12 protein-coding genes and 1 other RNA gene are annotated in these 12,415 nt (G+C 65.2%); 5 read left to right on the plus strand and 8 right to left on the minus strand.

Annotation, left to right across the window (positions count from 1 at the left end):
- Positions 1 to 1,824, minus strand: coding sequence for an ABC transporter transmembrane domain-containing protein (locus AB3G45_RS10240; RefSeq protein WP_367830445.1), 1,824 nt, complete (start codon positions 1,822 to 1,824; stop codon positions 1 to 3).
- A 190-nt stretch (positions 1,825 to 2,014) separates the two neighbouring features.
- Here AB3G45_RS10240 and rpmE point away from each other — a divergent pair, with 190 nt between their 5' ends.
- Positions 2,015 to 2,236: a 50S ribosomal protein L31 gene (gene rpmE, locus AB3G45_RS10245; protein ID WP_023516320.1), complete on the plus strand. Its 222-nt coding sequence runs from the start codon at positions 2,015 to 2,017 to the stop codon at positions 2,234 to 2,236.
- 294 nt (positions 2,237 to 2,530) lie between these two features.
- Here rpmE and AB3G45_RS10250 read toward each other — a convergent pair whose 3' ends face one another.
- From AB3G45_RS10250 to AB3G45_RS10260, 3 genes are all read right to left on the minus strand, one after another.
- Positions 2,531 to 3,049, minus strand: coding sequence for a DUF1465 family protein (locus AB3G45_RS10250; protein WP_367830446.1), 519 nt, complete (start codon positions 3,047 to 3,049; stop codon positions 2,531 to 2,533).
- 370 nt (positions 3,050 to 3,419) lie between these two features.
- The gene (locus AB3G45_RS10255; protein ID WP_367830447.1) at positions 3,420 to 3,608 is read right to left on the minus strand and encodes a DUF1192 domain-containing protein; all 189 of its coding nucleotides are present in this window, start codon (positions 3,606 to 3,608) and stop codon (positions 3,420 to 3,422) included.
- A complete protein-coding gene (locus AB3G45_RS10260) occupies positions 3,605 to 4,882 on the minus strand; it encodes an MFS transporter (RefSeq protein WP_367830448.1) in 1,278 nt (425 codons plus the stop codon). The genes AB3G45_RS10255 and AB3G45_RS10260 overlap by 4 nt, the downstream gene beginning before the upstream one ends.
- Positions 4,883 to 5,032: 150 nt before the next feature.
- On the opposite strand from AB3G45_RS10260, the gene AB3G45_RS10265 reads away from it, so the two are divergent.
- Positions 5,033 to 5,188 carry a hypothetical protein gene (locus AB3G45_RS10265; RefSeq protein ID WP_367830449.1) on the plus strand — a complete coding sequence of 52 codons (156 nt, stop codon included), beginning with the start codon at positions 5,033 to 5,035 and terminating at the stop codon, positions 5,186 to 5,188.
- Between the two features lie 235 nt (positions 5,189 to 5,423).
- Here AB3G45_RS10265 and pgk read toward each other — a convergent pair whose 3' ends face one another.
- The 3 genes from pgk to tkt all read right to left on the minus strand — a co-directional run bounded on the left by pgk (position 5,424) and on the right by tkt (position 9,733).
- Positions 5,424 to 6,623, minus strand: coding sequence for a phosphoglycerate kinase (pgk, locus tag AB3G45_RS10270; RefSeq protein ID WP_367830450.1), 1,200 nt, complete (start codon positions 6,621 to 6,623; stop codon positions 5,424 to 5,426).
- Positions 6,624 to 6,684: 61 nt separating this feature from the next.
- Positions 6,685 to 7,686: a type I glyceraldehyde-3-phosphate dehydrogenase gene (gap, locus tag AB3G45_RS10275; protein ID WP_367830451.1), complete on the minus strand. Its 1,002-nt coding sequence runs from the start codon at positions 7,684 to 7,686 to the stop codon at positions 6,685 to 6,687.
- Positions 7,687 to 7,750: 64 nt separating this feature from the next.
- Entirely contained in the window at positions 7,751 to 9,733 is a 1,983-nt protein-coding gene (gene tkt, locus AB3G45_RS10280; protein WP_367830452.1) for a transketolase, read from the minus strand.
- A 329-nt stretch (positions 9,734 to 10,062) separates the two neighbouring features.
- Between tkt and AB3G45_RS10285 the strand changes: the two genes are divergently transcribed.
- The 3 genes from AB3G45_RS10285 (at position 10,063) to ssrS (ending at position 10,941) form a co-directional block, all read left to right on the plus strand.
- A complete protein-coding gene (locus AB3G45_RS10285; RefSeq protein WP_367830453.1) occupies positions 10,063 to 10,335 on the plus strand; it encodes a DUF4164 domain-containing protein in 273 nt (90 codons plus the stop codon).
- Positions 10,336 to 10,358: 23 nt separating this feature from the next.
- A complete protein-coding gene (locus tag AB3G45_RS10290; RefSeq protein WP_367830454.1) occupies positions 10,359 to 10,730 on the plus strand; it encodes a cell division protein ZapA in 372 nt (123 codons plus the stop codon).
- Between the two features lie 52 nt (positions 10,731 to 10,782).
- Positions 10,783 to 10,941: non-coding RNA, 6S RNA (gene ssrS, locus AB3G45_RS10295), on the plus strand.
- Positions 10,942 to 11,171: 230 nt separating this feature from the next.
- Here the strand turns inward: ssrS and tal are convergent.
- Positions 11,172 to 12,134, minus strand: a complete 963-nt coding sequence (tal, locus tag AB3G45_RS10300; RefSeq protein WP_367830455.1) for a transaldolase — start codon at positions 12,132 to 12,134, stop codon at positions 11,172 to 11,174.
- Positions 12,135 to 12,415: the final 281 nt, after the last annotated feature.

Below are 12,415 nucleotides of genomic sequence, written 5' to 3' on the forward strand. Positions count from 1 at the left end.
TCAGCCGGCTGCGCGGTCCTCTCCGAGGAAGGCCTGACCGCCATGGTCGAACTGCAGGCGGGCAAGGCGGGCATAGAGCCCGTCCTGACGGATGAGCGAGGCGTGGGTGCCTTCCTCGACGATGCGGCCCGCCTCCATGACGAGGATGCGGTCGGCCTTCAGCACGGTGGCGAGGCGGTGGGCGATGACGATGGTCGTGCGCTTGCCCATCTGCCCGTCGAGGGCCTTCTGGACCAGCGTCTCGCTTTCCGCGTCGAGCGCGGAGGTCGCCTCGTCGAGCAGCAGCAGCGGGGCGTCCTTCAGGATGGCGCGGGCGATGGCGATACGTTGGCGCTGGCCACCGGACAGCGTCACGCCGCGCTCGCCCACCGCGGTGTCATAGCCCCTGTCGAGCCGTTCGATGAACTCTTCCGCCTGCGCTGCCCTTGCGGCGGCCCGCACGGCCTCGTCGCTGACGCCGGACATGCCGAAGGCGATGTTGTCGCGGATCGTCGCGGCGAAGATGGTGACGTCCTGCGGTACCAGCGCGATGCGGCGGCGCAGCGCCTCCGGGTCGGCTGCGCGCAGGTCCACGCCGTCGAGAAGCACGGTGCCGGCATCGGGATCGTAGAAGCGCAGCACCAGCGAGAGGATCGTGCTCTTGCCCGCGCCGGAGGGGCCGACGATGGCGACGGTCTCGCCCTGCTTCACTGCAAGGTCCAGGCCGTTGATGCTGCGATAGCCGGGGCGGGCGGGATAGGAGAAATGCACGTCGCGGAAGGTGATTTCGCCGCGGGCGGGCAGCGGCAGGGGCACGGGGTTCGCAGGCGCGGCGATTGCCGGCGGCTCGGCGAGGAGTTCGGTCAGGCGCTCGGCGGCGCCGGCGGCCTGCGAAAGCTCGCCCCAGACTTCCGAGAGCGCGCCGAGGCTGCCGGCGGCAAAGACCGCATAAAGCAGAAACTGGCCGAGCGTGCCGGCCGAAAGCGTGCCCGCCAGCACGTCGCGCGCGCCGAACCAGAGCACGGCGACGACCGAGCCGAAGATCATGGCGATGGCGAAGCCCGTCAGCAGCGAGCGGGCGCGGATGGCGGAACGCGCGGCGCCGTAGGCCTGCTCGACTTCGCCGAAGAAGCGGGCGCGGGCGGCGTCTTCGGCGTTGAAGGCCTGCAGCGTGCGGGTGGCGCTTATCGCCTCGCCGGCATAGGCGGAGGCCGCGGCAAGCGTATCCTGCGCCTCGCGCGAGCGGCGACGCACCGAGCGGCCGAAGGCGACGAGCGGGAAGACGATGACGGGAATGGCGGCGATGACGAGGCTGGACAGCTTCGGGCTCGTATAGACCATCATGGCGATGGCGCCGAAACAGAGGATGAGGTTGCGCAGCGCCACGGAGGCGGTGGCGCCGACGGCGGATTTGATCTGCGTCGTGTCGGCCGTCAGCCGCGAGACGATCTCGCCGGACTGGTTGACGTCGAAGAAGGCGGGCGAAAGCGTCGTCACATGGGAAAAGACGTCGCGGCGCAGGTCCGCCACGATGCGCTCGCCGAGCGTGATGACGAAATAGTAGCGCATGGCGCTCGCCAGCGCGAGCAAGCCGGCCAGCGCGAAGAGCATCGTGAAATAGGTGTTGATGAAGCCGGCATCGGCCCCGGAGAAGCCGTGGTCGACCATGCGGCGCACGGCGAGCGGCAGGACGAGAGTGGTGCCGGCGGCCAGAACCAAGGCCGCCAGTGCGCCAGCGACGAGGCCGCGATAGCGGCCGATATAGGGAGCAAGCCTGCCCAGCGGACGAATGTTGCGGCGCGCGGTTTTCTCCTGCACGCCTTCTTCTCTGTCTGTGGACACCATACCCCCGTTTCCAGCACCTTGCGGCACGAATTGTCTTTCGGCCCTTGTTATCCAGACGGCCTTCCTGTATAGGCTCGCCATCGAATTGGGAAGCCGTAGGTCCGACCGACCGCGGCTTCATTTACGTCTTTGGCCCGGCTGCCGCAATCCGTTGCGACAATTGGCCCCCGGAACAGGCAGGAAAGTTGTCATGAAGGCTGATATCCATCCCGCATACCACACCATCAAGGTCGTGATGACCGACGGCACCGAGTACGAAACCCGCTCGACCTGGGGTTCGGAAGGCGCGACGATGAACCTCGAAATCGATCCGAAGTCGCACCCGGCCTGGACCGGCGGCAACCAGCAGCTCATGGACCGCGGCGGCCGCGTCTCCAAGTTCAAGAAGCGCTTCGAAGGCCTCGGCCTCTAAGCCTTCTGCTTCGGCAGATTTTGAAGAACCCGGCTTCGGCCGGGTTTTTTGTTGCCTATGGCGCAGATGATCGCCCCTCACCTGCCTGCCGGCATCCTCTCCCCGCAAGCGGGGCGAGGAAGGCTGGGCGCGTCCTCTTCCCACAATCGCTTACCCGCAGAAGTAGGGAAACCGGCGCGACACTCCCTTCTCTCCGCCTGCGAGGAGAAGGTCCCGGCAGGGGGATGAGGGGCGGGTTCCGCAAAATAAAAAACCCGGCCGAAGCCGGGTTCCATCAGGCGTTGCCGTCTTTGCTCAGTTGTTGCCGAAGGCGGTCTGCAGCAGGTTGATCTGGGCCTGCACGCTGTTCTGGTTGTCCGGCGCGAAAGTCTGGACGTCCTGCGGGCGGTAGATCTCGCGGTCGAGCAGGGCGATGCGGTTCTGCAGGCGCAGCGAGCGTTCGATGAGGTCTCGGAAGGCTTCCGGCAGGTCGTTCCAGCCGGGCGCGGTCTTGTCGACGTTGAAGCTGTCGAGGCGGACCTTGTTCTTTTCCGAAAGCACCTGGTCGCGGCTCATCTCGCCGTTGTTGACGGCGCGCTGCAGGAGCAGCCAGGAGGCCATCTGCATCAGGCGGGTGGTCAGCCGCATCGATTCGGCCGCATAGAGCACAGAGGCCATGCGGGGCAGAACCTTGGAGGCCTGGCGGCCGACGCCGTCGAGATAACTTGCGGTCTCTTCGACCAGGCCCATGCCTTCGGCGTACAGGGACTTGAATTGCGCCGACGACGCAACGTGGCCAGCGAAGCTGACGGTATTCAATCCTCTTTCGGACATGGTTTCATCCCTGTTGAACGCATCACATGCAGGTAACGGAAGGTCGGCCCGTGGTGTTCCAATCGGCCGGTCTATGTCGTGAGGATGATCCCATAACCTAATTCGCGCAAGGGTATTCTTAAGAAAGGGTTAATCTCCACAATTCTTTCGGGACAGGTTCCGTTTGCGGCGGCGGCAGACAAAAAAAGAGCCGCGGAAAGCGGCTCTCAAGGTAAAACAGGGAGAAAAATCAGACCGAAACCCCGAGGGGTGAAAATGTCTGAACCCGGAAGGACCGGATGTTCAAGGAATAGCAGGGAAGCCTTAATGGCCGGTTAACTCTGTTGGCGGTTTGCTCGTGCCTGTGCCTTTTCGGCAAGCCGGAACCGGATCAGCGGAAGAGATTCTCCGCCGCCGAGCGGCTGGCGCCCTTCTTCAGCTTCTCCGCTTCCAGCCGTTCGATTTCCGCGCGCAGGAGGTCGATCCGGGCGGCAAGCTCGTCGACGGAGAGCAGGGAGAGGTCGCTGCCGATCTCGTGGGCGATCTTCCGTGCCGGGCGGTCTTCTTCGAAAAAGCTCATGTGGGGCGCTCCTCCTGTTGCTCATCGGCGGCCTGCGGCTGGGCGAGGGCGCGCGGCGAAAGCTGAAGGCTTTCCGGCGTGGTGAGCGTGCCGGGATTGATGGTGGTGTAGTTCTCGCGCATCTCGGCCGGCAGGGCGGCGCGGCGGTGGCTGCGGAAGATGGCGTAGACGGTGATCAGCAGATGTGCCGTGCAGGTGACCATGAAGAGCGCGTAGGGACCGACCGCCGACATGATCGGGCCGCCGAGCGTCGGTCCGATGATGGTGCCGACGCCATAGAGCAGGAGCAGGCCGCCGGAGACCTTCACGAAATCCTCGGGGCTGGCGAAGTCGTTGGCATGCGAGACGGCGATCGGGTAGAGCGCGTTCGCCATCGCGCCGTAGACGGCCGTCAGCACCAGGAGCACGATCACGGAGGCCGGCTGGAAGACGACGAGCGACAGGCCCGCCGCCGCAGCGATGGCCGAGAGCGAGGCGAGCACGATGCGCCGGTCGACCCGGTCGGACAGGCGCCCGGCGGGAAGCTGCATCACGGCGCCGGCGAAGATGGCGACGCTCATCATGACGGCGATCGTGCTGGAGGAAAGGCCCGCATTGGCGCCGAAGACCGCGCCGAGCGTGCCGAAGGCGCCGTTGGCGATGCCGATCAGCACGATGCCGACGCTGGCGACGGGCGAGGTGCGATAAAGGGTCGGGATGTCAAGCTTGACCTGCTTCAGCGGCTGCGGCGAGGCGGCCGTGGACAGCGTCGTCGGCAGCATCGCGAGGCAGTAGAGGATGCCGGCGAACATGAAGAGCAGCGGTGTCGTGACGTCACCCAGCGCTACCGTCATCTGGCCGCCGACGGTGCCGATCAGCGTGATGGCGATGTAGAGCGAGAAGATGAGGCCGCGGCTTTCATTGGTCGCGCGCTCGTTCAGCCAGCTTTCGATGATCATCGAGGTGCCGGCGATCGAAAAGCCCGTGACGGCGCGCAGCGCGATCCACCAGAAGGGATCGACCAGGATGCCGGTCAGAAGCGCGATGATGGCGATCAGCGAGGCGAAGCCGGAAAAGGCGCGCACATGGCCGATGCGCTTGACCACGGTCGGCGCCAGGAGGCAGCCCAGCACGAAGCCGGACGCCCAGGAGGTGCCGAGCAGGCCGAGCATCGTCGTCTCATAGCCTTCGAAGGCGCCGCGCATGGGCAGGAGGAGGCCGTGCAGGCCGTTCCCGAGGAAGAGGAACAGGGTGCCCATGAGAAGCGCGAAGACGGATATGAGATTTTTACGCATGTGATTTTCGTCAGTTTCGTCAGCGGGTAAGCAATAGCGCACCTGTCGCCGATTGCCAGATGCAAAGCGAGCGGGCGCGCGATTTTAGCTTTGCGTCCATCGCTTGGAAAAACGTCCGAGGTGTGACAGGAAGGGCGGAGAAAGGCCGCCATGTCGAAAATCCTTCCCACCCTGCTGCTTGCCGTGATGCTGCTGCATCTCATCCGTCCCCTCGGCCTGCCGGGGCTGAAGCGGCGCGCGGATTTCTGGAAGATCGCGGTCGTCGCCATCGCGCTGATGATGCTGACGGTGCTGATCCGGCCCTGAAACGCAAAAGGGCCACCCGAAGGTGGCCCCCATGAGGTTTGGTCCGGCGTGGACCCGGGTCTTTGGACCCGAAGGAAGGCGGGATCAGAACGAGGGCTGCCTCGTTGCGTTCACCACAATTCCCATGCCCGAAGCCAAGACCGAAATCTCATTCGACATTGGATCACCTTCCTTTCCGTTGTTGACACTGACTGGAAATGTAGGCGCTCCGCCGCTGAACGCAAGCCCCCTTGCGCTATTTCTGCTGGCTGAGGACGTCGACGCCCGGCAGCGGCTTGCCTTCCATCCATTCGAGGAATGCGCCGCCGGCGGTCGAGACATAGGTGAAATCGTCCGCGACGCCGGCATGGTTGAGGGCCGCGACCGTATCGCCGCCGCCGGCGACGGAGACGAGCTTGCCCTCCTTGGTGCGGGCCGCGGCGTGCTTGGCCGCCGATACCGTCGCGGTGTCGAAGGGAGCTATCTCGAAGGCGCCGAGCGGGCCGTTCCAGACGAGCGTCGTGGCGCGCGAGATCCAGGCATTGACCGCCTCGACCGTCTTCGGGCCGACGTCGAGCATCATGGCGTCGGCCGGAATGGTGTTGACGTCGACCACCGCGTTCTCGGCATTGGCCTTGAATTCGCGGGCGACGACGCCGTCTTCGGGCAGCACGATGGCGCAGGTGGCGGTCGCCGCCTCGATCATGATCTGCTTGGCCGTCTCGGCAAGATCATGCTCGCAGAGCGACTTGCCGACATTCGTGCCGCGGGCGGCAAGGAAGGTGTTCGCCATACCGCCGCCGATGACCAGCGCGTCGACCTTCTTCACGAGGTTCATCAGGAGGTCGATCTTGGTGGAGACCTTTGCGCCGCCGACGATGGCGACGACCGGGCGGGCCGGGTTGCCGAGGCCCTTCTCCAGCGCCTCCAGCTCGGCCTGCATGGTGCGGCCGGCATAGGCCGGGAGAAGGTGCGCCAGGCCTTCGGTGGAGGCGTGGGCGCGGTGGGCGGCGGAGAAAGCGTCGTTGACGTAGATATCGCCATTTGCGGCGAGCGCGGCGGTGAAGTCCGCGTCGTTCTTCTCCTCGCCCTTGTGGAAGCGGGTGTTCTCGAGAAGCAGGACGTTGCCGTTCGCCATGGCGGCGATGGCGGCGGCGGCCGGCGCGCCGATGCAATCGGCGGCGAAATGCACCTTCGTGCCGAGGACATCGTTGACCGCGGGCAGGATCTGCTCCAGCGACATCTCGGCGACGGCTTCACCCTTCGGGCGGCCGAAATGGGCGAGCAGGACGACCTTGGCGCCCTTTTGCGAGAGTTCGCGGATGGTCGGGGCGACGCGCTCGATGCGGGTCGCGTCGGTGACCTTGCCGTCCTTGACGGGCACGTTGAGATCGACGCGGACGAGCACGCGCTTGCCGGCGATGTCGGTGAGGGTGTCGAGGGTCTTGAAGGTCATGGGGCGTCTCCCGGCAGGGCAGAGGGGGTATGGCGCCCGCGAAGGCGCCATACGGATTTCGTCAGATCAATTTGCCAAGCGCAACGGCCGTGTCGGACATGCGGTTCGAGAAGCCCCACTCGTTGTCGTACCAGGACAGGATGCGCACGAGGTTGCCGTCGAGGACCTTGGTCTGGTCGGCGGCGAAGTTCGAGGAGTGGCTGTCGTGGTTGAAGTCGATCGAGACGAGCGGGCCGGTGACGTAGTCGAGGATGCCCTTCAGTTCGCCTTCGGCGGCGGCCTTGATGGCGGCGTTGACTTCGTCGGCCGTGACGTTGCGCGACGGCACGAACTTCAGGTCGACGACCGAGACGTTCGGGGTCGGCACGCGGATGGCCGAACCGTCGAGCTTGCCGGCAAGCTGCGGCAGGACGAGGCCGACGGCCTTGGCGGCACCGGTCGAGGTCGGAATCATGGACAGGGCCGCCGCGCGGGCGCGATAGAGGTCCTTGTGCATGGTGTCGAGGGTCGGCTGGTCACCCGTGTAGGAGTGGATCGTCGTCATGTAGCCCTTCTCGATGCCGAAGGCCTTGTCGAGAATATAGGCGACCGGTGCAAGGCAGTTCGTCGTGCACGAGGCGTTGGAGATGACGAGGTCGTCCTTGGTCAGCGTGTTGTGGTTGACGCCGAAGACGATGGTCTTGTCGGCATTGTCGCACGGCGCGGAGACGATGACGCGCTTGGAGCCGTTGGCAAGGTGCGCACCGGCCTTTTCCTTCGTGGTGAACAGGCCGGTGCATTCCAGCGCGATGTCGACGTCGCCCCAGGGCAGTTCCTTCGGATCGCGGATGGCGGTGACGCGGATCGGGCCGCGGCCGACGTCGATCGTGTCGCCGGAAACGGTGACGGTACCCGGGAACTTGCCGTGGACGGAATCGTAGCGGACGAGATGCGCATTGGTCTCGACCGGGCCGAGGTCGTTGACGGCGACGACTTCGATATCGGTGCGACCGGATTCGACGATGGCGCGCAGCACGTTGCGGCCGATGCGGCCAAAGCCGTTGATGGCAACTTTCACAGTCATGTGGGGTGTCTCCTATCAGTAGATGTTTGGCGGGGCAGGGCGCGGCGGGCCGCGCCTTGCGCACTCAGGCGAGCTTGGCTTCCGCGGCGGCGACGACGGCCTCCGGCGTGATGCCGAAGTGCTTGTAGAGCTCCTTGTACGGGCCGGAGGCGCCGAAGGAGGACATGCCGACGAAGATGCCGTCCGAACCGATGAAGTGATCCCAGCCCTGGCGGATGCCCGCTTCGATGGCGATCTTGACCGGCGAATCGCCGATGACCGCCTGCTGGTAGGCTTCCGGCTGCTCGGCGAAGAGCTCGACGCAGGGAACCGAGACGACGCGGGTGGAGATGCCCTTGGCCGACAGCGCCTGCTGGGCCTTGACCGCGATCTCGATTTCCGAGCCGGAGGCGAACAGCGTCACCTTGGCGTCGCTGGCCGAGACGAGATCGTAAGCGCCGCGGGCGCAGAGGTTTTCTTCCTCGTATTCCAGGCGTACGGGCATCAGGTTCTGGCGGGTCAGCGCGATGGCCGACGGGCGGTTGTGGCTCTCCAGCGCAAGCTGCCAGCATTCGGCCGTTTCCGTGGCGTCTGCCGGGCGGAAGACGAGCAGGTTCGGGATGGCGCGCAGCGCCGCCATGTGCTCGACCGGCTGGTGCGTCGGGCCGTCCTCGCCAAGGCCGATGGAATCGTGCGTCAGGACGTGGATGACGCGGATGCCCATCAGCGCGGCAAGGCGGATCGACGGACGGCAGTAGTCGGAGAAGATCAGGAAGCCGCCGGAATAGGGAATGAGGCCGCCATGCAGCGCCATGCCGTTCATCGCCGCCGCCATGCCGTGCTCGCGCACGCCATAGTGGATGTAGCGGCCGGAGAAGTCGGTCGGGGTGATCGACTTGGTCTGGCTGGTCTTGGTATTGTTCGAGCCGGTCAGGTCGGCCGAGCCGCCGACCGTTTCGAGGAGAACGCCGTTGATGACTTCGAGAGCGTCCTCGGACGCCTTGCGGGTCGCCGGGTTCGGTTTGGTTTCGGCAAGCTTCTTCTTGTAGGCGGCGATCGCGGAATCCAGGCCGCTTTCAAGCTCGCCGGCGAAGCGGCGGACGAACTGGGCCTTCTTCTCGGCGTTGGTCTTGTCGAGCCGCGCTTCCCATTCCTTGTGAGCCTTGGCGGAGCGAAGGCCGGCCAGGCGCCAGGCGTCGAGCACGTCGGAGGGAACGACGAAGGCTTCCGATTCCCAGTTCAGCGCCTTGCGGGTGGCGGCGATCTCTTCGGCGCCGAGCGGCGAGCCGTGCACCTTGTGCGTGCCGGCCTTGTTGGGCGCGCCGAAGCCGATGGTCGTCTTGCAGGCGATCATGGTCGGCTTGTCGGATTTCTGGGCTTCCTCGATGGCCGCGGCAATCGCATCCGGATCGTGGCCGTCGATGGCGATCGTGTGCCACTGGCTGGCGCGGAAGCGGGCGTGCTGGTCGGTCGAGTCGGCGATCGAGATCGGGCCGTCGATGGAGATGTTGTTGTCGTCCCAGAACACGATCAGCTTGTTCAGCTTCAGGTGGCCGGCGAGCGAGATTGCTTCCTGGCTGATCCCCTCCATGAGGCAGCCGTCACCCGCGATGGCGTAGGTGTAGTGCTCCATGAGGTCGGCGCCGAACTCGTCGCGCAGCTTGCGCTCGGCGAGCGCCATGCCGACGGCATTGGCGATGCCCTGGCCGAGCGGACCGGTGGTCGTCTCGATGCCGGCGGCGTGGCCGTATTCCGGGTGGCCTGCGGTTTTCGCGCCGAGCTGGCGGAAATTCTTGATCTCGTCGATCGTGATGTCCTCGTAGCCCGTCAAATAGAGCAGCGAATAGAGGAGCATCGAGCCGTGGCCGGCCGACAGCACGAAACGGTCGCGGTTCGGCCAGGACGGGGTCTTCGGATCGAAGGAGAGGAAGCGGGTGAAAAGAACCGTTGCGATGTCTGCTGCGCCCATGGGCAGGCCGGGGTGACCCGAGTTCGCCTTCTCCACGGCATCCATGGAAAGGAAGCGAATTGCGTTCGCCATCCGGTCGTGTTTTTCGCGAGAGATCATGACTGTTCCGTATTCTTCGGGGTGTCAGGGCCGGTGCCGTTTCGGGCATCGGTTAGGAAGCGGCTGACACATAGCAGGTAAGCCGTCGGAGTCAACGAATTCGGCGGTTTTTCCGGCCTTTGCGGGGGGATTCCGGCGGCTTTTTTGCCGCGGCGGCGGGGGTGTGCGAGGCGCCCGGCGCAACCCGCCGCGACGGCGATCCACAGCGGCTTTCCCGCCGCGATGGCCGCGCTGTTGACGCTCATGCCCGCTGTTGAATACTGTCGACGGGAGAGAACCGGCGCCGGCGGCGGCGATTCGCGTTTTTTGAGAGTGCCGGTGAAGGCTTTATGACGAACGGGGAAACAGTCAGGGCGGCGATCGAGGAGCTTCGCAGGGCGATCAGCACTCTCGACAATGCGCTCGACATGCGCTTCGACCGCGAGCGCGACCAGGGCGAGGTCGAGGGCGAGGTGCGGCGGGTCAATGCCGACCGATCGCGGCTTGCCCAGGAGCTCGACCAGTCCGAATTCCGTGCCAATCGCCTGGAGGAGGTCAATCGCGAGGTCTCCCGCCGGCTCGTCACGGCCATGGAAACCATCCGGGCCGTACTCGACCGCTAATCCCCGCAATCAGGAATGTCCGCATGGCACAGGTAACCGTACAGATCGATGGCAAGGCCTATCGCATGGCCTGCGAAGAAGGCCAGGAGGCGCATCTCGAAGAGCTCGCCTCCGGCTTCGATCAGTATGTCGGGCACTTGAAGAGCCAGTTCGGCGAGATCGGCGACCTGCGCCTGACGGTCATGGCGGGCATCATGGTCATGGACGAGCTCAACGACGTCAAGCGCCGGCTGACCAGGCTGGAGGCGGAGACCGAGGACCTGCGCCAGGGGCGCGAGGGCGTGATGAGCGAGGTCTCGCGCAGCGAGGACGCCATCGCCCAGGCGCTCGGCGATCTGACCAGCCAGATCCAGGGCATGGCGGCCAAGCTTTCCGGCAAGCCGCCGGTCAACTGACCCCCGCACGATTGCCACTGGCGAAGCGGCCGTTTTGCGCCTATATATCGGAGGCGATCTGCGCGTCCCGACAGGAACCACAATCCCTGGGGCCATACTCGATCCAAAGGGAGCTGTCCCTGACCCGGCCCGTGGGCTTGGTCACACGGTGCCCACCTACGTTTGTAGGCACCCAGGATCGTAACTCTCCATCGGTCGTCGCGGATCGCACTTTCTTGAAATCGTTGGAAAAACGAAAAGGCCGCCCTTTGGGCGGCCTTCGTGTTTTCGTGGTGAGCTTCCAGCCCCTCATCCGGCCTGCCGGCCACCTTCTCCCCGCAAGCGGGGCGAAGGGGATATGCCGCGCGGGCTTCCCCAACCATTGTCGGTTCGTGGGGCACGTCCCCTATCCCCGCCTGCGGGGAGAGGGGTAGGGTGAGGGACAAAGCCCATAGACAAGCCTCAGGCGGCTGCCTTCAGTTCCTTGTCGATCATGGCTCGGAGGCTCCCGAGATCCTTGGCGAAGGCGCGGATGCCTTCGGAGAGTTTTTCGGTGGCCATGGCGTCTTCGTTCAGCATCCAGCGGAAGATCTTTTCGTCGATCTTGACCGGCGAGACCTTGGCGGCCTTTTCCGGCGAGAGCTTGCGCTCCAGCGTGCCGGTCGCGGCGTCGAGTTCTTCCAGCAGGGCGGGGCTGATCGTCAGGCGGTCGCAGCCGGCAAGCGCTTCGATCTCGCCGGTGTTGCGGAAGGAGGCGCCCATGACGATCGTGTTGATGCCGTTCGACTTGTAGTAGTCGTAGATGGCGCGGACGGAGAGCACGCCCGGATCCTCTTCCGCCGTGAAGGTCTTGCCGGACGCCTTGACGTGCCAGTCGAGGATGCGGCCGACGAAGGGCGAGATAAGGAAGACGCCGGCGTCGGCGCAGGCGATCGCCTGGGCCTTGTTGAAGAGCAGCGTCAGGTTGCAGTCGATGCCGTCTTTCTGGAGCACTTCCGCGGCGCGGATGCCTTCCCAGGTGGAGGCGAGCTTGATGAGGATGCGCTCGCGCGAAATGCCGCGCGCGTCATAGGCCTTGATGATCTCGCGGGCCTTGGCGATGGAGGCTTCGGTGTCGAAGGAGAGGTCGGCATCGACTTCCGTCGAGACGCGGCCGGGCACGAGTTCGGAAAGCGCGGCGCCGACGGAGATGGCGAGACGGTCGGCCACGGCCGAGACGACGCCCTCGCGGTTGCCGCCCTGCGACTGGCCCCAGCGGATGGCTTCCGCAACGGCGTCGGCGAAGGCAGGCGTCCCGAGCGCCTTCAGGACGATCGTGGGGTTGGTGGTGCAATCGACCGGCTTCAGGCGGCGCACGGCTTCGATGTCGCCGGTGTCTGCCACGACGGTCGTCATCGCGCGGAGTTGTTCAAGCTTGGACGTCATATCCGATATCCCGAATGGTTGTTGCTGGGCCGCGTTCCATCGGAACGCCGGGCCTTCCTCCATGTTGCCTGTGAAAGCGCGCCCGGTAACCGTGCTTCCTGTTTCAGTCACCGCGCGGGCTGGCACAACCGACCGGCCGACGGAATGCCGCCAGCCGATATGAGGCGGACTATCATCGCTTCCGCGGGGAAAAGTCAAGCACTTTTGATCAATCTTCTGAACATATGTCGCATATTTCGTTTCCTGTGCTATGCTGCGCCCGGACAGTGCGAAGAAGGATG

Origin of the sequence: Shinella sp. S4-D37 (assembly GCF_040812195.1) — a bacterium.
Classification (GTDB): Bacteria; Pseudomonadota; Alphaproteobacteria; order Rhizobiales; family Rhizobiaceae; genus Shinella.

Excerpts from the sequence above, each read along its gene's own strand:
- AB3G45_RS10250 (WP_367830446.1), bottom strand. The coding sequence starts at position 3,049 with ATGTCCGAAAGAGGATTGAATACCGTCAGCTTCGCTGGCCACGTTGCG.
- tkt (WP_367830452.1), bottom strand. The coding sequence starts at position 9,733 with ATGATCTCTCGCGAAAAACACGACCGGATGGCGAACGCAATTCGCTTC.
- AB3G45_RS10290 (WP_367830454.1), top strand. The coding sequence starts at position 10,359 with ATGGCACAGGTAACCGTACAGATCGATGGCAAGGCCTATCGCATGGCC.
- gap (WP_367830451.1), bottom strand. The coding sequence starts at position 7,686 with ATGACTGTGAAAGTTGCCATCAACGGCTTTGGCCGCATCGGCCGCAAC.
- AB3G45_RS10260 (WP_367830448.1), bottom strand. The coding sequence starts at position 4,882 with ATGCGTAAAAATCTCATATCCGTCTTCGCGCTTCTCATGGGCACCCTG.
- tal (WP_367830455.1), bottom strand. The coding sequence starts at position 12,134 with ATGACGTCCAAGCTTGAACAACTCCGCGCGATGACGACCGTCGTGGCA.
- rpmE (WP_023516320.1), top strand. The coding sequence starts at position 2,015 with ATGAAGGCTGATATCCATCCCGCATACCACACCATCAAGGTCGTGATG.
- AB3G45_RS10255 (WP_367830447.1), bottom strand. The coding sequence starts at position 3,608 with ATGAGCTTTTTCGAAGAAGACCGCCCGGCACGGAAGATCGCCCACGAG.
- AB3G45_RS10265 (WP_367830449.1), top strand. The coding sequence starts at position 5,033 with ATGTCGAAAATCCTTCCCACCCTGCTGCTTGCCGTGATGCTGCTGCAT.
- pgk (WP_367830450.1), bottom strand. The coding sequence starts at position 6,623 with ATGACCTTCAAGACCCTCGACACCCTCACCGACATCGCCGGCAAGCGC.
- AB3G45_RS10285 (WP_367830453.1), top strand. The coding sequence starts at position 10,063 with ATGACGAACGGGGAAACAGTCAGGGCGGCGATCGAGGAGCTTCGCAGG.
- AB3G45_RS10240 (WP_367830445.1), bottom strand. The coding sequence starts at position 1,824 with ATGGTGTCCACAGACAGAGAAGAAGGCGTGCAGGAGAAAACCGCGCGC.